Here is an 18843-nt window from a genome sequence, read left to right as displayed (position 1 = left end):
GACAATTTCATAATACTAATCATGTTTATGAGGATGACCGCATAATGCACATTGAGTTCCGCCACCTGCGCACGATACGGGCCATTCATCAGGCGGGTGGCCTCGCACGGGCCGCCGATATGCTGAACATGACGCAATCGGCGCTGTCGCATCAGGTTAAGGGCCTAGAGGATCAGGCCGGGGTCGAGCTGTTTGTGCGCCGGTCCAAGCCGCTGAAACTATCGGCGGCGGGGATGCGGATGCTACGGCTGGCCGAGCGAATTTTGCCGGAAATGGACGCGCTGGAGGAAGAGTTTCGCGGCCTTCGTTCGGGCAAATCGGGGCGGCTGCATATTGCGATTGAATGCCACGCCTGTTTTGAATGGCTTTTCCCCGTGCTGGAACTGTTTCGCCGCGCCTGGCCCGAGGTGGACGTGGATATCCGCGCGGGCCTTGCATTTGAAGCGCTGCCCGCCTTGCAACGCGAAGAGGTGGATCTTGTGATTTCTTCCGACCCTGCCCCGCTGGCGAATGTGGTGTTTAACCCGCTGTTTGATTATCATCCGATGTTTGTGGCCAGTGCGCAAAACCCGTTGGCCCAAAAAACGATGATCGAGGCCGAGGATTTTCGCGATCAATTGCTGATCACCTACCCCGTCACCCGCGACAAGCTGGATGTGTTTACCGAGCTGCTGACCCCTGCCAAGGTAGAGCCGCGCGGCACACGGCCGGTGGAGTTAACGGCGGTGATTTTGATGCTGGTGGGTTCAAATCGCGGGGTGTCGGTGCTGCCCGATTGGGTGCTGCGGGATTTGCGGTCGCATAGTGATTATGTAACGCGGCCCTTGGGGCCTAAAGTGATCACAAAACGGCTCTATGCCGCGACCCGAGAGGAAGACGCGACCAAACCTTTTATGGCGCATTTTCTGAAACTGGGGCGAAGTGAGCCAGTAAAACTGCAACGGATTCAGGGGTAAGGTGTCGGCGGCCTGAATAGGCCGATTATAACGCGCATCCCGCACGGAGCGCGGGCTTTACAAGACCCTTTTCACACTTGCCCCTCCTGCCCCATGGCGTTTAGGTACATTCAGCCTTCTCGCCGATGGATTCCCATGACCTATACCCCCGCCCCCCCGACCACCAAAGATATGCTTGGTATCGCTTGGCCCTTGATGCTTAAGGCGATGATGCTAAACGGGATTGTCGTCATCGACGCCTATCTCGTTTCGGCCTTGGGCGAAGAGGCTGTGGCCGCGATGGGCCTTGCGGCGGCCTTTGGCAGCCTTTTGCTGGGGGTGCTGTTTGCCTTTTCCACGGCGACCCAAATCCTGATCGCGCAGGCGTTTGGCTCTAAAAACCAAGTCGCCCTAAAGACCGGCTTTTATGCGGGGCTTATTATCAACCTTGTGTCGGCCGCAATCGGCGCGGTTTTGGTCTGGGCTATCGCGCCGCCGCTGATTGCGTCCTTTGCGCATACCCCTTGGATCGCCGAACAAGCGTGGAATTACCTGCTGGTCTTTCTGGTGCTGGTGTTTGTCGAGGCGATTGCCCAATGTTTGGGCAGCTACTTCAACGGTCGCAGCAAAACGGTTATTCCGTTTCGCAGCTATCTGATTGCGGTGCCGATCAACGTCTTTGCCAGCTATGCGCTGATCCATGGCCATTTCGGCATGCCTGCCCTTGGCGTGGTCGGCGCGGGCATTGGCAGCGTCATCGCCTCAACTGCCCGCGTGGCCTATCTTGGCAGCAGCTTTTACAGGCTGAATGGCGGTTACCGCGATGTTGCAGGCTGGATGCAGGCAACGCTTTGGCAATCGACCAAGCGCCACTTAACATTCGCTCTGCCCATCGCGGGCACCTTTATAAGCAACGCGCTTTGCGTCTATGTCCTTGCGCTGCTGTTTGCCAAAATGTCGGTCAACGATTTCGCCGCGCTAACACTGATATCCCCGTGGATTAACCTGACGGGCAATGTCGGAACGTCTATTGCGCAGGCGGCGGGCATCATTGTCGCCCAGCTTTTAGGCAGCAACCGTACCGGCGAAGAGCTGGATATCTTCCTCAGCCGCGCGTGGCGCATGGCGATGATCGCCGCCGCTCTCGTCTCGGCCAGCTATTGCATCGTCACCTTTGGCGCAGACTATATTTATGGCAACCTAGAGGCCGAGACCCGCGCTGCCCTCTTCAGTTTTCTGCCAGTGTTGTTGCTGCTGTCTTTCCCCAAAGGGTCCAACGCGATGTGCGGCCACACCCTGCGCGCAGCAGGTGACACGCTCTATGTGATGAACATCTTTGTTCTGTCACAGTGGTTGTTTCGGGTACCGCTAACGGCGCTGTTCATACTGTACTGGGACACGCCTGTCACTTGGGTCTTTGCCCTGTTTCTGGGCGAAGAATTGGTCAAATTCCCACCGTTTCACAAGCGTCTGTTCAAAGGGGAATGGAAGCGCGGGCTGGCCGAAACCTAACCCAAGCCCACCAGACCGAACACCTCGCCCAACAGCACAAAGTTCAAAACCAGCACAACGCCCGCGCCCAAAATCGCCAGCCCCCGCACCAGCGGGCCGGTTACAAACACGCCCATCACCTCACGTCGGCCGGTCAGGATTAACAGCGCAATCATCGGCACGGGCAGCGCAATACTTAGCACCACCTGCGACATCACCAGCGCCTCGGTTGCATTTACACCCATCCACACCACAACAAAGGCCGGGATCATTGTCACCGCACGCCGAAACCAGATTGGCAGGTTTATCCGCAAAAAACCCTGCATAATCAACTGCCCAGCCATGGTTCCCACCACGGAACTGGAAATCCCAGACGCCAAAAGCGAGACCAAAAATACGACCGCCGCAGCCCCGCCCAGCAAGGGCGTCAGCAAGTGATAAGCGGTTTCAATCTCGGCCACTTCAGGGTTGCCCGCATGAAACGCACTGGCGGCCATCATCACCATGGCCATATTCACCATGCCCGCCGCTGCCAAGGCCACAACCACCTCAATATTCGAAAACCGCACCACGCGGGCCCGCGTCGCATCATCCGGCGTCACCGCGCGCCCTTGGGTCAGGCCCGAATGCAAATAAATCGCGTGCGGCATCACCGTGGCGCCAATAATCCCTACGGCAATCGTCAGCGCGGTCATGTCGGGCAGGTTTGGCGTTATCAAACCCACAGCCGCCTCACCCCACGCAATCGGCGCGATCACCAGCTCGACCAGAAAACACAGCCCGATCACCGCGACAAACGCCCCAATCACAAGCTCCATCGGGCGAAAGCCCTTGGCATCAAACAACAAAATCCCGTAGGTCACGATGGCCGTTATCACCATCCCCCACATCAAGGGGATGCCAAACAACAGCGCCAAACCGATCGCGCCGCCCAAAAACTCGGCCAAATCGGTGGCCATTGCGGCAATCTCGCTGATCACCCACATCACAAAAACCACCGGCCAAGGAAAATGATCGCGGCTCAGCTCGGCCAAATTATGCCCCGTCACAATGCCCAACCGCGCCGAGAGCGCCTGAAACAGCATCGCAATCAGGTTCGCGGCCAGCACAACCCACAGCAAACTATAGCCATAGCCCGCGCCTGCCTGAATATTCGTCGCGTAATTGCCGGGGTCCATATAAGCGATCGACGCAATCACAGCAGGCCCTACGAACAACAGCGCCCGCCGAGGCCCCATTTGCCCACCGATCAAAACTTCGGCCATGCCCGCGCGCGCGCGCTCCGTCGTATTCAATGCCATAATCTGCCCAATCGTTTTGCGGACACCTAACGCCAAGCCGAAGCCAATGTCAAAACCCATGAAAAAAGGGACACGGCCACCGCAACACCCCCATCATTCTGTCTGAAACGACTACGCGCCCAAGCCTGATACCAAACCGTGGCCTGCCGCGCCCCCAATATTATCATAGGTCGTGGGCACGCCTGCCTTTTCGCGCAATGTATCGCCGTGACCAAAGCGATCGCCATCACGAACAAAAACGGCAACGCGCGCGCCAAAGCAGCGGCGGTAAGGACGAGGTAGGAAAACATTTTATATATTTATATCAAAATGATACCACATCACACGCACGCTCCTCACCCAAAATCAGATATCTTCACCCATCATCTGCTTGGCTGCCGCACGTCCCAGATCGCGCGAGATTTGCGAAAAGACCACATCAAAAGCACTGAACAGGGCATGATTTAATTTCTGGCCCGGTCCGGTCTTGGAAAACCCGATATATGACGCCAACTCATCATCCGAAAGCGGCCCATAAGCCAGCGCAAGGTAAGGCAGAACCCAAGCCTCTGTCTCGGCACGAATATCCGGTTCCTGCCCCCAAACATCGGCCAGCATATCCTCTTCAGGCATGCCACCAGTGCCCCCTTCCACCTCGGACAGCCCTTGAAAAAACGCCAGATTAGCGTTCATGGCACCCGCGATATTTAGCTCGATCAAATCATTCGCTTCCGAAAACGCTTGCAGCGCCTCAATCCGCGGGGCGGCCTCGGCCATCATCTCCTCGGCCCGCGCCTTCGCCGCATCTTCTGCCGCCTCATCCATCAAAGACCGACGGGCTTCAATTTCCAATGATAAAATCCGCTGCCCCAGTTCAGTTGCGAAAAATCCGTCCATTGCGGCCAGATCCGCGTCTGCGCCCTTAAGAGCCGCAGCAAACGCCTGATTGAAACGCGCCTGCATTGTTGGCCCATCATAGATAATCTCAACCGCACGCGCCCAACCTGCGCCCCCGTTGCCCGAGAACAGCTCGTCCTCCATGCTCGCCCCATAACGAAGCCCTTCCAAACGCATAACGTCAATCACTTCGGCAATTTTTAGGGTTTTCACCAAGTCGACAACCGTCGAAATACTACGCGTCTGCGCCTGCACCAAATAGGCGGGCTTTGCATCTGCGGCCCCCAAAGAGCTACCACAGCCCAAAACTGCGGACAGAAAAATCGCCAACAAATTCACACGAGCATTCATATTATGACACCTTGAATGAGCACACCAACACCTACATCGCCCCACAATACTTGCCAACCCGCCCACAACCCCCAACGGCAAAATCATGCCATATAAAAAAAACGTGCCCCTATTCAGAATTGATGCAAATCAGGCTTGCAACACATCACTCAGCAAGCTAAACGCCGCACTTGAAGATCCCCGACGCGGAGAGGTGCCGGAGTGGTCGAACGGGGCGGTCTCGAAAACCGTTGAGCCTTTACGGGTTCCCAGGGTTCGAATCCCTGTCTCTCCGCCACATACCATTGAAATCGTTGAGTAATTTTCAGTTCGCCAAAATTGGCCCCTAATCAGCCCCTAAATGCCCGCGCACTGCCTTTGCAGATTTTGTCAGCTAGTTCTGTGGCAGTGTGCCTAGGGCGCGACATTCTGACGCGGGCAAGGCGCGCTTGCGCTTGATGGCTCCGGCACGGGGCCATAGGTCACTGCCATCACAACCTTCACAGACCGCCGTCGCCGTAATACCAACAACCCGGCGGCAACTGCACCGCCGCGCCCGAGGTAATATTCCCCACCACAATGGACGCCGTGCGGGCCGGACAAGAACACGGGCGCAAGTCGTGGACACGGACGCCGTGCGGACAGGACGGGGCATGGTGCCGGACGTGGACAGGGACGCCAGACCGGACACAGGACGCCCCCGGACGCGAACCCACCCCCCGGCCTACCCCCGCGCTGCGGGGCTTTACTCTCTATGGCGCGCCGACAAAGCGGCCAATTTCTCCAACTTTTTTGACAAAGCAGACAATCAAAACAACGGGGCTGCGCAAAGATTGCCAATTCAGACACTTAACCTCTTGGCATAAATCACCTTCAAGTGCTTACATGCGGGCCAAGCAATCAGGGCCAGCACATGACACCTCAAGAATTTATCGACAAGTGGCGCAATGTTGACCTTAAAGAACGCACAGCCTCCCACAGCCATTTCCTAGACCTCTGCACCCTCTTGGAAATTCCCGACCCGGTGACAGCCGACCCCAAAGGCGAATGGTTCACCTTTGAAAAAGGCGCGTCCAAATCATCCGGCGGCGAAGGCTGGGCCGATGTTTGGCGCAAGGATTGCTTTGCATGGGAATACAAGGGCAAGCGCAAAGACCTAGACAAAGCCTTTGACCAATTGCGCCAATACGCAATCGCGTTGGAAAATCCGCCTTTGCTTATCGTGTCGGATATGGACCGCATCCGCATCCACACCAACTGGACCAACACCGTTCAAAAGGTCCACACCATCGAATTGGTTGACCTGACGGACGCCGCCAACCGCGACCTTCTACGCCACTGTTTTACCGACCCCGAACGCCTCAAACCCGCCAAAACCCGCCAAGTCCTGACCGAAGAAGCCGCCCAGCGCTTTGCCACCCTTGCCCAACGCCTACGCAGCCGGGGCCATAACCCCGAAGCCGTAGCGCATTTCATTAACCGGCTTGTCTTTTGCATGTTTGCCGAAGACGTGAACCTTCTCCCAAACAAGATGTTTGAGCGGATGATAAAAGCCGCGCGCCCCAAACCCGAAACCTTTGACGCCCACGCCAAAACCCTGTTTGCCGCCATGCGCACGGGCGGCATGGTCGGCTTTGAGGCGGTGGAGTATTTCAACGGCGGCTTGTTTGACAGTGACGCCACCCTGCCCCTGACGTGGGAAGACCTAGACGACCTTATCCGCGCCTCTACGCTGGATTGGTCCGATATTGACCCCTCTATCTTTGGCACCTTGTTTGAACGCGGGCTGGACCCGGACAAGCGCAGCCAATTGGGGGCGCATTACACCGACCGCGACAAAATCATGCAAATTGTTGGCCCGGTTATCGTGCATCCGCTGTTGGCGGAATGGGCCGAGGTGCGGGGTAAAATCACGGACCTGCTGGACAACGCCCCCAAGTCCACGAAAGACAAGCTGCTGCGAGGCAAAGACCTTGCCGCCAACACCAAGGCGCAGAAAGAGGCCGAGGCGTTGCACAAGGCCTTTATCGAACGGCTCAAGGCATTTCGCGTGCTGGACCCGGCCTGCGGTTCTGGCAACTTCCTCTATATCGCGCTGTTGGAACTGAAAAACATCGAACACCGCGCCAACCTAGAGGCCGAAGCGCTGGGCCTTCCCCGTGCCTTCCCCTCTATCGGGCCGGAATGTGTTTTGGGCATAGAGTTGAACCCTTACGCCGCCGAACTGGCCCGCGTGTCGGTTTGGATTGGGGAAATTCAATGGATGCGCCGCAACGGCTTTGAGGCGGCAAAGAACCCGATTTTGCGGACGCTGAACACGATTGAGAATAGGGATGCAGTACTAAACGCCGATGGCACGCGAGCAGTATGGCCCGAAGCCGATGTGGTGGTAGGCAACCCGCCGTTTTTAGGGGCAGGCAGACACTTGAGAGAGTTAGGAGAAGAATATACCGAACGACTGCGCTCCGCATTTAAAGGATTTGTGCCAGAGAGCGCCGATTTGGTTTCGTATTGGTTTGCGCAGTGTCAATTAGCCGATAGCGCACTCCAGCGAGTAGGCCTAGTTGCAACCAATTCAATTCGCTCTTCTGGCAGCAACGTACCTGTGAAAGCGTTCTCAGAAAAATTCACAATATTTAACGCATGGTCTGACTTACCTTGGGTCGTTGATGGCGCGGCAGTTCGCGTTTCGATTGTTTGTGGCAGCATCTTAGCGCCGTTACATCTAACTCTAGACGGGCAAGAGGTTTATGCCATTTCACACACGCTCTCAACTGATCTAAAAACGGCTTACCGCCTACCAAATCAAGCGCAGATAATTTTTCGCGGCCCGCCTAAGATTGGCCCTTTTGACATTTCTGGCGCGACCGCACGCGATTGGCTTCAATTGCCTACAAACCCAAATGGCAAGGCAAATTCTGAAGTATTGCGCCCACTTTGGATTGCAAATGACATTGTTAGAAGGCCAGATGAGCGTTGGATAATCGATTTTGCGGACATGCCTGAAGAAGAAGCTGCGCTTTTTGAACGCCCTTTCCTCCATACTGCGGTTCATGTGCAACCAGTACGCGCTTCAAACCGTCGAGTTGCCAGGCGGGACCGTTGGTGGTTGCATGGCGAAACTATTCCGGCACTTCGAAGGAAGATGGAACAATTTGACCGAATAATAGTTACTCCGATGGTCTCTAAACATCGGGTATTTGTTTGGATGCCAACGTCAGTTTTACCCGATCAACGGCTTATGGCGATTTGTCGGGATGATGACACAAGCTTTGGGGTGCTGGGTTCTTCATTTCATTCATTTTGGACGCTGCGGAATTGCTCTTGGCATGGGGCCGGGAACGACCCAGTTTACAACGCAGGCAACGTCTTCGAAACCTTCCCCTTCCCCGAAGGCCTCACGCCCAATATCCCCGCCGCCGATTACGTCGCCGACCCGCGCGCCCAGAAAATCGCCGCCGCCGCCGCGCGACTGAATGAGTTGCGGGAAAACTGGCTCAACCCCGCCGATCTAGTCAACCATGTGCCAGAGGTGGTTCCCGGCTACCCCGACCGCATCTTGCCCAAGGATGAAGCGGCGGCAAAGGAGCTGAAAAAACGCACCCTAACCAACCTCTACAACGCTCGCCCCGCATGGCTGGACCACGCCCACAAAGCACTGGATGAGGCCGTGGCCGAGGCCTATGGCTGGGGCGATGATTACCGCGCAGGCCTGTTGACCGAAGACGAAACCCTGTCGCGCCTGTTCCACCTCAACCAATCACGCGCGGCGGCAGAGGCCAAAGCCAGCAAGAAAGGCAAAGCCAATGGCAAATAACCCGACCGTCTGGGGCGTTCATATGGGCGTGCATGTTGGCGACCGCCCCATTGACGGCGGATATGTAGGGATTGGCTGGGACAAAATGGGCGATTTGACCCAAATAGCGCCCGACAGGGAAGCGTTCAAAGCCGCGCTTGCTGTAGCCTATCCCGACAAAAAAGCGGGCGCTATACCCGTCGATGCGGGATCAATGTTCAAATTTCTTCATGAAATCAAAGCCGGGGACATTGTCGTCTACCCCTCCAAAGCAGACCGTATGGTCAATATAGGGCGATTTAAAGGGTCCGCTGAATATGTAGCAAAAGACCCTGACGATTATCTAACGCACCAACATGTGGAATGGCTAGGGCATTTCCCCCGCAACGAATTCAGTCAAAGCGCGTTAAATGAAATAGGCTCTTTTCTAACAATGTTTCGAATAAAACGGCATAAGACCGAATTTCTTAGCAAAATTGACCCAAGCATACCGGCGACTGCACCCGGCATCGCAGCGGACCCTTACGAAGCCGAGGATGCAACTGACGACGATGCAGCAACGGTGGCGGCGTCCTTGCAGGCCGAAGCAAACACAAGCGATTTTGTCATCAAGCGGTTAACAACAGAACTGACAGGCTATCAATTTGAAGACTTTATGGCACACCTCTTGGAATGCATGGGATACACTGCTCGTGTGACACCAAAAAGCAGCGACGGCGGCGTGGATGTGATTGCCCATATGGATGCGTTGGGACTGCAACCGCCTATAATTAAGGTGCAGTGCAAGCGCGTGACAAACCCGATTGGCATAGCAGAGGTGAACCAGCTTCTAGGGACTTTGGGAGAAGGGGAGTTTGGGCTTTTCGTTTGCCTTGGGTCGTACACGCGTCCCGCGATAGAGTTGGAGCGGAATAGGTCTAAATTGCGCCTGATAGATGGAGAGCAATTCGTTGAAATGGTCTTGGAAAATTACGGCAAACTTTCGCCGCGCTATCGCACGCTTTTGCCATTGAAGCAAATATATGTCCCTGATTTGCCGAAGCTTTAAGACCGAAAACCAGCCACGACCCATCGGATAACTCTGTAAGATAAAACAACAAAAGCTAATGCCGCGAACGGGACGCCTAATGCGGCAACAGAGTACCATACGTTTTCGAGTGACTTGCTTGCCCCGAAGCGCAGGCTTTCAGTTTGGGCAGTCACCATACAAAAACCCTCCGGGAGTGGAGGGGCATCTTCGGGCAAGGAATTGTTTGCTGCGATACAAGCATCTTTTAGATGAAGGTTAAAATCCCAATAGTTAAGTATCTCAACCACCCCGACGATGACGCAACCGGACGCCCAAAGCGCGGCCATGACAATCCACAACCTAAAGGAGCCAGTGTGAAGGTTAAGGTTTGCGAACAAGTGCGGCCTTTTTTCTATTGATTGGTGTCCGTTTTAGGTTCGGTACAGCAGGCAAATTATTTAGCATAGAAACGCAAACCTTGGCTTTTCGCAATCTATATAGTTCCGGGCTGACTGCGCCCTTTTTATGTTATACTATAACACATGCCTGATTTGTCATTCACCAGAAAGCCGACCCATGCAAAGACCGCCCGGATTTAAGTCCGAAACACAGCGCGAAAACTTCCTGACGGCGGCGAAAACCTATCGGCGCGGTGGGCCAATGTCCGGCAGATGCGGAGTGCGGACGCGGACAGGGCAGGTTTGCACCCAAATCCCAATCAACGAAGGCAAAGGCCGTTGCCTGCGTCATTGCGGGCCGGTTGCTGCGCAGGCGCATAGAGAAGCCCAACTCCGGCAGATGCAGACCGGAAAGACCTCCCCGGAGGCTTTTGCACAGGCAGAAACGCGACGGGCGCGAAACAGGCTTACAAATGGCTGGAAGAAAAACCCCTCCCTGCCGGGTCGGACGATTGATCTGGGCGTGGCAGAAGGGGCGTTTAGGGACGCCGCGCGGACGCTGGGCGCGAACATGGACGCGCTTTTGCCTGCCGTCCGTGATTGGTTGGCGTGGCGATACCAGCGGACGCAATTGGACCGAAGGGCGGACGCGGTGTGGACGCGGGCCGTCCGGGTTGACCTGCCCAAACGGATCGCGGACGCTGACGCCGCTATGGTTTGGGTCCGGCTAGGTAATCTGGACAAGCGTACGAAGGAAGGCCGCGCGGTGAAAGCCGCTTTGCGTGTTGGGGGCGAGGCATATGCGGCGTCTTTGGGTAATGCCCCCCCGAAGCAGATACCGGGTGCGTCTGGCGAGCAATTTCGGCCCGGTGTAGCGGTCTGGACGGCCCCGGCCTCTAAGGCGTCGTCAAAGCGGGGTTTGCCGGACCGGATTAAGCAAGCGAACCCGGCTCGGGGAACCCCGCCTAAGCCTTTGGGTAGGCCAAGGAAGCGGCCAGACACGTCTAACGAGTTGGCGGCGCTTATGGCGGTCTATTGGGCGGCTGACAGCACCATACAGGGCATGTTTCAGTCAATTGTGGGGGAAGCAGATAGGTTGGCCTTCCTGCGGGCCTTGAAGGGCGTTGCGGACGCGCCGGGTGATCCCAACGCCCGGAGGCGCTGGGAAGGTTGGGCTAGGCCGGACCTGCAGGCTTAGTGCGCCCGTCTCGGGCGGCTATCCCGCTGCAAGCGCCGCTTGACCGGATCGGCAGCAACCGACGGGCAACAACATAAGACGGAAGATCACTTCCGCCGCACCGCCGACACGTTTTGCATCACGCCAAAGAATACTTTGGATCGCTGCATCTTCGTTTTCGTGGATTGGGTCTGCCTGCCACGCCGTAAAGGCAGGGTTGGCCCCGTGTCCGCGCTTTTCGCCAAGATTAGCCGTGTCCGCGAGATAATGCGCGACAAACCAGCCATCGGGGGCATCGGGGTCCGCCACCCTTACTGCCAGTAACAGGCTTTTTTCGCGTGTCCCGCCGTGCTTGAGGACGCGGACACGCCCGACGCGTTCCGGGTGCTTGCGCAACCATTCAGCGTCCGTGCCGAGTGCAAGACCCGGATAGCTTGAAGGCTCAAACCGTTGGGTTATGCCGTAGACGTGCGCATCATTGCGCTTGTACTCTGGGCCAGCATTCGCTTTGTGCCAAATTGGTTTGGCCATTGCGGGTGCCTGTCTGCGGCGACGGGGTGCAGACTGTTCGCTTTTACGGCGCTTACGTTTGAGAGGCATTGGCCTGAATTGCGCCTGCCAGTGTTCCGAAAGTTCGGACGTGTCCGGCACCACCAGAAACCGCAAAGTTGCGAATGGGAGACGGCCCTCTGCTTCTGCATCGGCTGCAAACACCGACATTGCCAGATCATTTGCATTTTGGATCGTGGGCAGTTCTTTCCACGCCCTAAACTCGTTAGACGCAAGATGGATGGAATTGGCCTCAAAATATACCATTTGAAGCCCGTCTGGCTGCAAAAGGTCGTATAGGCGAATTACGAGCTGTAAGACGCGCCCGCCAAGTCGGGTTTCGTCTTTTGTGAGCCGAAGGCGGGCAACGGCTTCGGGGTTGTCCCACAACCATTCTGCATCCGAGTGCGGTGCATTGTCGTCGGGATTGATTTGAGTGACTTCGGGGAGGCGACCGTAATAACGGTTCAGTGTCAACTTAGGCATCTTAGACCCCTGTATTCTTGGGGGTTGGGTTTGTGAAACGAGAAGCCTCGCAACACGGCTTGTGCGCTGGACGAAGCGCGGGGATCGGGACGTCCGGTGCGCTGGACGAGGCGCGTTTTTGTGCGTCCGGGGACAGCCTGCGAGTTCTGTCTGAGGTTCGAGGGGCTTGCCCTCCGCAAGAGTTTTGTTCAGAGGCGCAAGCGGCGTCTGAAAAGAACATAGCAAATCTGATTGGTTCTGCCGGACGCGGACGTGGCGTCCGCGCGGCTGAAAATACGCCGCCGGAACCTGTCGGGTGACAAGGTGACAAAGGTGACGAGGAAATCGGGAAACTTTCTTTGTTTGTGCATTTCCCAATATCCGCCGTGCGTTTTTGGGCGTTTCCCCTTCTTTTCTCTCTATTTTGATATTTTTAAGAGAACGGCTTGTCACCTTTGTCACCTATCAAAATTATCTATTTCAAAACATTATCTTACGGGTGACAAAAGGGGGTGACAAACGGGTGACAAAGGGTGACAAACCACCCTCCGGGTGCGCGCGGGGGCTGCCTTGGCGCGTCCGCTCAAAATACACCCCCCGGCTCTCTGGGGGCTTTGTCACCCTCACTGTCACCCGTTTGTCACCCCTTTTGTCATCGCCGCCACTTTGTTATTCGCCGCCCGCCGCGTCCGGCACGATCCTAAACTCATATTTTCGGGCGTGTTTTGTGCGTCCGGCGTCCGTTTGAGCCACCCCCCATAAATCACGCAACGGCCCCTTTATCCGTGAAAGACCGTTTTTCAGCGGGATTTTGTTTCTGTCCCAAACAGGACCGTCTTCACAAGCGAGCGCCCGGTCCAAGTCGTCGTAACCGCCGACCCAGACACCACCGGGCTGCTTACGCAGGAAGGCGCGCAGACGGTAGCCAATTGGATCGTCCGACAGTTGCCCCTCTGCGGCCTCTGCGCGCATGGCGTTAAGGGCGTTGGTCAACAATCCGGCAGGCCAACCCACCCCATGCCAAGCGGCGGCTTCTGCCACTTGGGCCGTATCGGCAAAGCGCGGCGGCGGCGACAAGGCACCACACGCCTGCGCCGCCGCGACGATGCTCGCGTTTTTCAAACCGACCACCAAAAGGTCAAAGAGGTCGGCAAGAAGATGCGGCAGGTCCGCCGCCCAAGCCGCGTCTAGTTGGGTTTCCGCTTTGCGTTGGTTTTTCGCCAAGGGCTGGGTCACTACGGTTAGCAAGCGGTCCTGTAAGTCGGGACGTTTTGTAATTCCACCGTCTAAAACACTTGTGAAGATGATCGAACAAAGCGCGCTGGAAATGGAGCGGTCGCCGTCTGTGTAGAGTTTGCGGGCCACTTGCGACCCGCCCGACGCCAAACTACAAATTACATCTGCATGTTCAGAACGGACACCGGACGTGTTATCCAAAACAAAGTTGGATTGTTGACCTACCATTGAAATAATCGCTGCCCCATCCGACGGCAGGCGAGACACAACCGCACCTGCGTCCGGGTCGGTCAAACCATTCAAACGTTTTGCCGCCGTGGTTTTGCCGCCCGCCTGTTCCCCGGCAAACAGAAGGTGCGGCACGGCACCCGTGCGGACAAACTGTGCAAAAGAGAAGGTCACAAGTGCAGCGCGTTGCTGGACGCCCATGTCTTTTGGATCGTTTTTCCGAATGACAGGCGCAATCGGGATATGTCGGCCAAGCCTGTCCAAGAATGAAACACCGTCAATTGCCGCAACTGGTTCCGGCAAAGGAAGCCCGCCCGTCCGGTGGGCCAAAGGCAGTGGCAAGTCCGAAACTTGAACAATCTGCCAGCCATTGCCGTCAATTTGGACGGCGCGGTTCTCTGCATCCATTAGATTGACAAAGATTTTAGGGGAGGCAGCGGTCCCGCCGTTTGCAACACGGCAGAACACGTCTTGTGTTGGGCGCGAAGCCGCGCGCCCTTCCAAGGTTTCCACCAGATTGTTTCGTGCGGCCCCTGTCACGTCTAATCCCTGCTGAGACAGCCAACCTGCCAAGCGGAGAAACCCCGCCATAGTTTTGAGGTTGCACAAGCGCCCGCTAACCCAAAGCCAAAGACCGCCCTTCGGGTCGAGAAAGGGGATCATTTTTTGCCCCTCTACCAAATCTGCGGCGGCAACATGCGCAGCCCGCTTGGCTTTTGAATTGCCCCCGTCAGCGCCCTCGCTTTCAACCCGCGCCTCCGCCCGCGCCGCCATCGGCTCGATCACGTCCTCGACCGAAGCACCCTGACCACCAACCCCTGCACCCGCAAACGCCTCACGGGCCAAAAACTGCGAAGCCGTCGCGCACCCTTCCAGACCACCCAAACCCAACCCCACGGCCACCGCCGCCCGACGGTCAAATTCTTCTTCCATCATGGACCGGAAGTCCCGCGTCGATAACTCCTGACAAGACGCGTGGTTACAGTGCATCAGCCCGTCACCCAGAAAAGCAAACCCCGTGTCCGCCCGGTCGCCGTGGGCTGCATGGTTAGGACAAAGCGCCTCGACCACCCCCGGCCTGATCTGGACCAAATTCATCCCCAAGACCTGACCCATCTTCATCAACGGGTCCGGCTTACCCAAGTCCGCCGACCGGACCAAAGCCCCGGCCCCCATCATCCCACCAAGCGCCGCCGAAGACGCCTGCGACCGCCCCGAAGCCGTCTGCGGAAACTCCCGCAAGCCCCAATCCGCCCCGGCAGAACCGAGCAACACCGAGCCAACCTTTTCCAAGTCCACCCGTGCGCCACCAAACCCTGCCCCGGACCGGCACTCGTTCCACTCGACCAAACCAACTTCCACCGGCTGACCGCCGTTCTTGTCCCGATACTTCTTCTTCGAGTTCCAACCCCCCGGAAGCCTGATATACCGCGCCGGGTCCATCACGTCGTCGGTCAGACCCAACTCCACCAGCCAAGCCCGGACACACGCCAAGTCCACCCACCGGGCCGGGTCCGCCGCGTCCCCCTCAAGCGCCCAAATCCAAGTCTGGTTTCCCGGCGACGTTTCGATCTTGGCCGTCGGCAAGGGAAAGCCTGCCTTAAACTGCGCGTCCCACTTCGCCGGGTCGATCTTCGTCCCAATGTCGTCCACAATCAAAAGCGGTTGCGCTACCACGTTCCGGTTGCCACGGGCTTTCGCGTTCGGGTCCATGACCCCAATCGCCATGTACAAATCGGCTTCCATCTTCGGGAACGCCCGCTCCAAGTGACCCAACCCGGCTGCGCCGAACCACTCGCGGTTCTCGCCTTCGACCGTGGGCATCCCGGCAGTCCAGACCAGCCCCTTTGCCACCCACTTCCCGAACAACGCCGAAACATATTCGGCCTGTCCAGCCCAAGTCTTTGTATCGAAGGGGTGGGGGTTAGTTGCTTGATTTATCGTTCTATTGACGACGATAACTGACGGGTTGCCAAGGCTGACAACTTGCCCTGACAGGGCATTTGTGTTAGAAATATTCATCTGGTTTTCCTCCTGACGGGAAGATTAAAATTTGAGGTCGTTCGCATGTGGTGGTGCGGGCGACCTTGTTCTTTTGTGGGTGTTTAGGCTGCTGTGCGCTCGGCTTTGCGGGCTTCCACCCACGCCAAAACTTCACTTTCCGGCCATGCAGAAGCGCGACCAAGTTTGACTTGGCGGGGAAAGCCGCTGTCAGATGCAGGGCGCTTCATTCTGCGGTAAAGTTCTGGCCGAGACAGGCCGATAAGGGCTAAAACCTCCGGCAGACGCAACAGGCGGTCAGGCGCTACGGTCATGGCCACCCCCTTCCACGACACGGCGGCTTTCAAGCCACGCATCCAAGTCTGCTTTGCGCCAGCGAAGGTTTCTACTGGTCAGCGTTATGGGGGACGGGAAACCGCCAGCCTTACGCCAGCGCCAAAGGGTGGCAGGGTTTACGTCAAGCAAGCGAAGAACGTCGGTTCTCCGCAGAAATACATCATCAATTCCAGCCACAATCAGTCTCCTTTGATGTGGTTTCAGTGACGGGTTACATGCTCGACGCTCCTTTGGGTTCGGGTGTTGGAAATTACACAATCCGTAGCACGTGCTGCGCTGTAATGCAATCACATTTCCTCACGGAAACCCACTCAACATATTGACAAGTCAGGCAAATCGCGGACGTGACTGGACGTGGACCGCGTCCGGGACTTGTTCCTACTGGGTCCGGCGCGGACGTGGAACTGGACACGAATAAAAGGGCAGGCCCGGACGCGCGTGTCCGCGCCCAGAAGGGGTTATTGTGCCTCCCCAGCCTTTCGCAGCGGCACAACATTGTCCTCGCACGCTGCTGGGTTCTCTCCGGCACAGACGTCCGCCCAAACTTCCATCATGGCCCTACGGCGCTCGTGGGCCGATTGGCGCATGTATGCCCGTTCTACCGCCCCTAATTGGTGCGCCAACTGCTCTTCGATCAACTCTCGCGGAAACTCGGTCTTTGTCCCAGCCCATCCTTTGAACGTGGCGCGAAAGCCGTGAACAGTGAACCCCTTATAGGCTTCCATACCCCGCATGAGCATCAGCGCGGCCATTTCGGACAAGGCCTTGCCAGTTCCCCCAACAAAAACAATATCGGAGGGAAGGGCATCCTGAGTACGACGCCGCTTTGCCTCTGTGAGAATTTCCGCCATTCGGTCCGTGATTGGTACGACATGGCCCCGGCGCATCTTCATTCTTTCTGCTGGGATTGTCCAAACCCGTTCTGCCAAATCTATTTCACTCCAAACCGCGAAACGGGCTTCCCCTGTCCGGCAAGCTGCCAAAATTATCCATTCGATCATCAGCGCCGCCATACTGTCGGACTGTTTGGCGCGGATCGCGCTAACAAACTCCGCTATCTGGGAGAGTGGCATTGCTGGGTGGTGCCGTGGCGTCTTGCGCGGCGTTGGCAACGTGGCGTTGAATTGTTGCCACGATGCGGGGTTGTCGCCCTTGTAGTGTCCGTTCTGGATCGCGTGGGAGAAAAGCCTTTCTATCCGTTCCCGGCTCCGCGAAGCGGTGACAACCTTGTCAGCCCAGATTGGCTTGAGAACCGCCAATACATCTTCGCGGGTGATTTCAGACAAAGGCTTGTTGCGCATTCGTTTAGCGTGGGTTTTAAAAGTGGCCTGCCATTGTTGGATATGTGCCTTGTTAGTGAACCCCGGCAGCGCAAAGGGCAGAAAATGCTCGTCCGCATAGCGCCCGAATGTCATGGCCTTTGCGTTGGCTGCTTCTGTCAACTGCGCCGCGCGGTGCTGGGTTTCTTCGTCGGCTCGGCGTTCTTCTTCAATCGGGTCCAGTTTCTTCGCAATTTGGTCGCGCGCCGCCGCCGCCTTCGCCCGTGCCGCTGCAAGAGTTGTGGCGGGGTAAGCCCCCAACCCCATTTCGCGTTGAATGGATTTGCTTCCCTTGGCAGCTTGCGCCGCGCGATAATCCAAGTCTGGGCTGGTGAATTTGAAAACGAACTTGCCTGTGGATTTGCCCGTTTTGCGGTTCTTGCCCGTGGCACGGTATAGCAACCCGCCCCCATCATTTAGGGTGGTGCCGGGTTCTGCGGCGTTGATCTGGACAGGGGTGAGGCGATTAAGTGCTTTCGACATGGCTTTGCCCCCAATCAGTGTAAGCGGCGCGGGTCCACCGGGCGCGCGGCAATGTCCATCTGCAAGGTGCAGTTTGCTTCGTCCATGCGAATTGCTGCAATCCGGTCGGGGTCGTCCATGTTTGCGGACACAGTTGCGGCCAAGTCCACAAGCGCATCCAAATCGTCGGCGGACAAGGTGATGGTCAAAACGGTTGCGGGAGCAGAATTAGGCTGGTTGTTGGCGGACATGGTTCGATTTCCTTTAGGGAGAAGCTACATCAGCCCCTAATCAGCCCCTAAAAATTATGAGCTGTCAAGAGTCTCCCAGAGACATCAAGAGACGCCGTCTTTAAGTTAATTGTTGTTATACAGTTACTTAAATAAAAGTCCGAGACATGCAAATACACCGTGATACATGATTTATGCGGACTGTCTCTCCGCCATCCTTCCCATTTGACAAAAATTCCCCAATAAACTAGTAATTACAGGGTATTCAGGCACCCACGGCACTAGATCGGGAACTAATTTGGGAACTAACTTCCACCCACCAAAGCTCATTCAAATCCCTTCCAAAGGGAACAAATGGTATGTGGTGATTACCAAGCCTGTGGAACTACAAGGATCATCAACGAACATCCAGGTGCGACGTTCCACCAAGACCACCGACCGCCGCAAGGCAGAGTCCGCCATGCCGAGTATCGCAACGGCGATCTACGCCGAATTCGATACGGCCCTGACTATTCAGCAACAAAACTCAAAGACGATGACATTTCACTATCTGTCGGATGATGAGGTTCAAGCCAACCTCAGCCTGCGTGACCCATTCTTCGCCCGCAGGATGTTAATTGTCACTGAGAACTGACCCGGCGGGGGTGCGGACGAAAACTTGGACTATCTTGGAGATAGTTCATGTATAGCTACGAAGAACGAAT

The 18843-nt window shown here is 56.5% G+C and carries 13 protein-coding genes and 1 tRNA gene; 6 read left to right on the top strand and 8 right to left on the bottom strand.

Annotated features, from left to right (window positions below; all coding sequences use genetic code 11):
* Positions 1–44: 44 nt before the first annotated feature.
* Together ACEN2J_RS12000 and ACEN2J_RS11995 are read left to right on the top strand one after the other, a co-directional pair.
* The gene (locus tag ACEN2J_RS12000) at positions 45–956 is read left to right on the top strand and encodes a LysR family transcriptional regulator (protein ID WP_442106116.1); all 912 of its coding nucleotides are present in this window, start codon (positions 45–47) and stop codon (positions 954–956) included.
* Between the two features lie 135 nt (positions 957–1091).
* Positions 1092–2447: an MATE family efflux transporter gene (locus ACEN2J_RS11995; protein WP_442106115.1), complete on the top strand. Its 1356-nt coding sequence runs from the start codon at positions 1092–1094 to the stop codon at positions 2445–2447.
* Here the strand turns inward: ACEN2J_RS11995 and ACEN2J_RS11990 are convergent.
* Both ACEN2J_RS11990 and ACEN2J_RS11985 read right to left on the bottom strand, forming a co-directional pair.
* Positions 2444–3727, bottom strand: a complete 1284-nt coding sequence (locus ACEN2J_RS11990) for an Nramp family divalent metal transporter (RefSeq protein WP_442106114.1) — start codon at positions 3725–3727, stop codon at positions 2444–2446. The two genes, ACEN2J_RS11995 and ACEN2J_RS11990, sit on opposite strands and share 4 nt — an antisense overlap.
* Positions 3728–4072: 345 nt before the next feature.
* Positions 4073–4954, bottom strand: coding sequence for a DUF2059 domain-containing protein (locus ACEN2J_RS11985; RefSeq protein WP_442106113.1), 882 nt, complete (start codon positions 4952–4954; stop codon positions 4073–4075).
* Between the two features lie 187 nt (positions 4955–5141).
* On the opposite strand from ACEN2J_RS11985, the gene ACEN2J_RS11980 reads away from it, so the two are divergent.
* The 3 genes from ACEN2J_RS11980 to ACEN2J_RS11970 all read left to right on the top strand — a co-directional run bounded on the left by ACEN2J_RS11980 (position 5142) and on the right by ACEN2J_RS11970 (position 9777).
* Positions 5142–5231: transfer RNA gene (locus ACEN2J_RS11980), tRNA-Ser, on the top strand.
* Positions 5232–5846: 615 nt separating this feature from the next.
* Complete coding sequence (locus ACEN2J_RS11975; RefSeq protein ID WP_442106112.1) at positions 5847–8750, top strand: class I SAM-dependent DNA methyltransferase; 2904 nt, start codon at positions 5847–5849, stop codon at positions 8748–8750.
* Entirely contained in the window at positions 8740–9777 is a 1038-nt protein-coding gene (locus tag ACEN2J_RS11970) for a restriction endonuclease (protein WP_442106111.1), read from the top strand. Before ACEN2J_RS11975 ends, ACEN2J_RS11970 begins: the two co-directional genes overlap by 11 nt.
* 1575 nt (positions 9778–11352) lie before the next feature.
* Here the strand turns inward: ACEN2J_RS11970 and ACEN2J_RS11965 are convergent.
* The 6 genes from ACEN2J_RS11965 to ACEN2J_RS11940 form a co-directional block, all read right to left on the bottom strand.
* Positions 11353–12348: a hypothetical protein gene (locus ACEN2J_RS11965; RefSeq protein ID WP_442106110.1), complete on the bottom strand. Its 996-nt coding sequence runs from the start codon at positions 12346–12348 to the stop codon at positions 11353–11355.
* A gap of 648 nt (positions 12349–12996) precedes the next feature.
* Positions 12997–15813 carry a DNA-primase RepB domain-containing protein gene (locus ACEN2J_RS11960; RefSeq protein ID WP_442106109.1) on the bottom strand — a complete coding sequence of 939 codons (2817 nt, stop codon included), beginning with the start codon at positions 15811–15813 and terminating at the stop codon, positions 12997–12999.
* 83 nt (positions 15814–15896) lie between these two features.
* Complete coding sequence (locus ACEN2J_RS11955; RefSeq protein WP_442106108.1) at positions 15897–16106, bottom strand: helix-turn-helix transcriptional regulator; 210 nt, start codon at positions 16104–16106, stop codon at positions 15897–15899.
* Entirely contained in the window at positions 16090–16305 is a 216-nt protein-coding gene (locus tag ACEN2J_RS11950) for a helix-turn-helix transcriptional regulator (RefSeq protein ID WP_442106106.1), read from the bottom strand. Before ACEN2J_RS11950 ends, ACEN2J_RS11955 begins: the two co-directional genes overlap by 17 nt.
* Positions 16306–16586: 281 nt before the next feature.
* Complete coding sequence (locus ACEN2J_RS11945; protein WP_442106104.1) at positions 16587–17930, bottom strand: tyrosine-type recombinase/integrase; 1344 nt, start codon at positions 17928–17930, stop codon at positions 16587–16589.
* 14 nt (positions 17931–17944) lie between these two features.
* Positions 17945–18160: a hypothetical protein gene (locus ACEN2J_RS11940; protein WP_442106102.1), complete on the bottom strand. Its 216-nt coding sequence runs from the start codon at positions 18158–18160 to the stop codon at positions 17945–17947.
* A 277-nt stretch (positions 18161–18437) separates the two neighbouring features.
* Here ACEN2J_RS11940 and ACEN2J_RS11935 point away from each other — a divergent pair, with 277 nt between their 5' ends.
* The gene (locus ACEN2J_RS11935; protein WP_442106101.1) at positions 18438–18773 is read left to right on the top strand and encodes a DUF6538 domain-containing protein; all 336 of its coding nucleotides are present in this window, start codon (positions 18438–18440) and stop codon (positions 18771–18773) included.
* The last annotated feature ends 70 nt before the right edge of the window (positions 18774–18843 follow it).

Origin of the sequence: Pseudorhodobacter sp. W20_MBD10_FR17 (genome assembly GCF_052119765.1) — a bacterium.
Taxonomy (GTDB): Bacteria; Pseudomonadota; Alphaproteobacteria; order Rhodobacterales; family Rhodobacteraceae; genus Pseudorhodobacter.
Note: the sequence above shows the minus strand (reverse complement) of the source record. Positions and strands in the feature narration are given on the sequence as shown.

Bases quoted from the DNA above. Each gene is read 5' to 3' on its own strand.
- ACEN2J_RS12000 (WP_442106116.1), top strand. From the start codon at position 45: ATGCACATTGAGTTCCGCCACCTGCGCACGATACGGGCCATTCATCAG.
- ACEN2J_RS11995 (WP_442106115.1), top strand. From the start codon at position 1,092: ATGACCTATACCCCCGCCCCCCCGACCACCAAAGATATGCTTGGTATC.
- ACEN2J_RS11990 (WP_442106114.1), bottom strand. From the start codon at position 3,727: ATGGCATTGAATACGACGGAGCGCGCGCGCGCGGGCATGGCCGAAGTT.
- ACEN2J_RS11985 (WP_442106113.1), bottom strand. From the start codon at position 4,954: ATGAATGCTCGTGTGAATTTGTTGGCGATTTTTCTGTCCGCAGTTTTG.
- ACEN2J_RS11975 (WP_442106112.1), top strand. From the start codon at position 5,847: ATGACACCTCAAGAATTTATCGACAAGTGGCGCAATGTTGACCTTAAA.
- ACEN2J_RS11970 (WP_442106111.1), top strand. From the start codon at position 8,740: ATGGCAAATAACCCGACCGTCTGGGGCGTTCATATGGGCGTGCATGTT.
- ACEN2J_RS11965 (WP_442106110.1), bottom strand. From the start codon at position 12,348: ATGCCTAAGTTGACACTGAACCGTTATTACGGTCGCCTCCCCGAAGTC.
- ACEN2J_RS11960 (WP_442106109.1), bottom strand. From the start codon at position 15,813: ATGAATATTTCTAACACAAATGCCCTGTCAGGGCAAGTTGTCAGCCTT.
- ACEN2J_RS11955 (WP_442106108.1), bottom strand. From the start codon at position 16,106: ATGACCGTAGCGCCTGACCGCCTGTTGCGTCTGCCGGAGGTTTTAGCC.
- ACEN2J_RS11945 (WP_442106104.1), bottom strand. From the start codon at position 17,930: ATGTCGAAAGCACTTAATCGCCTCACCCCTGTCCAGATCAACGCCGCA.
- ACEN2J_RS11940 (WP_442106102.1), bottom strand. From the start codon at position 18,160: ATGTCCGCCAACAACCAGCCTAATTCTGCTCCCGCAACCGTTTTGACC.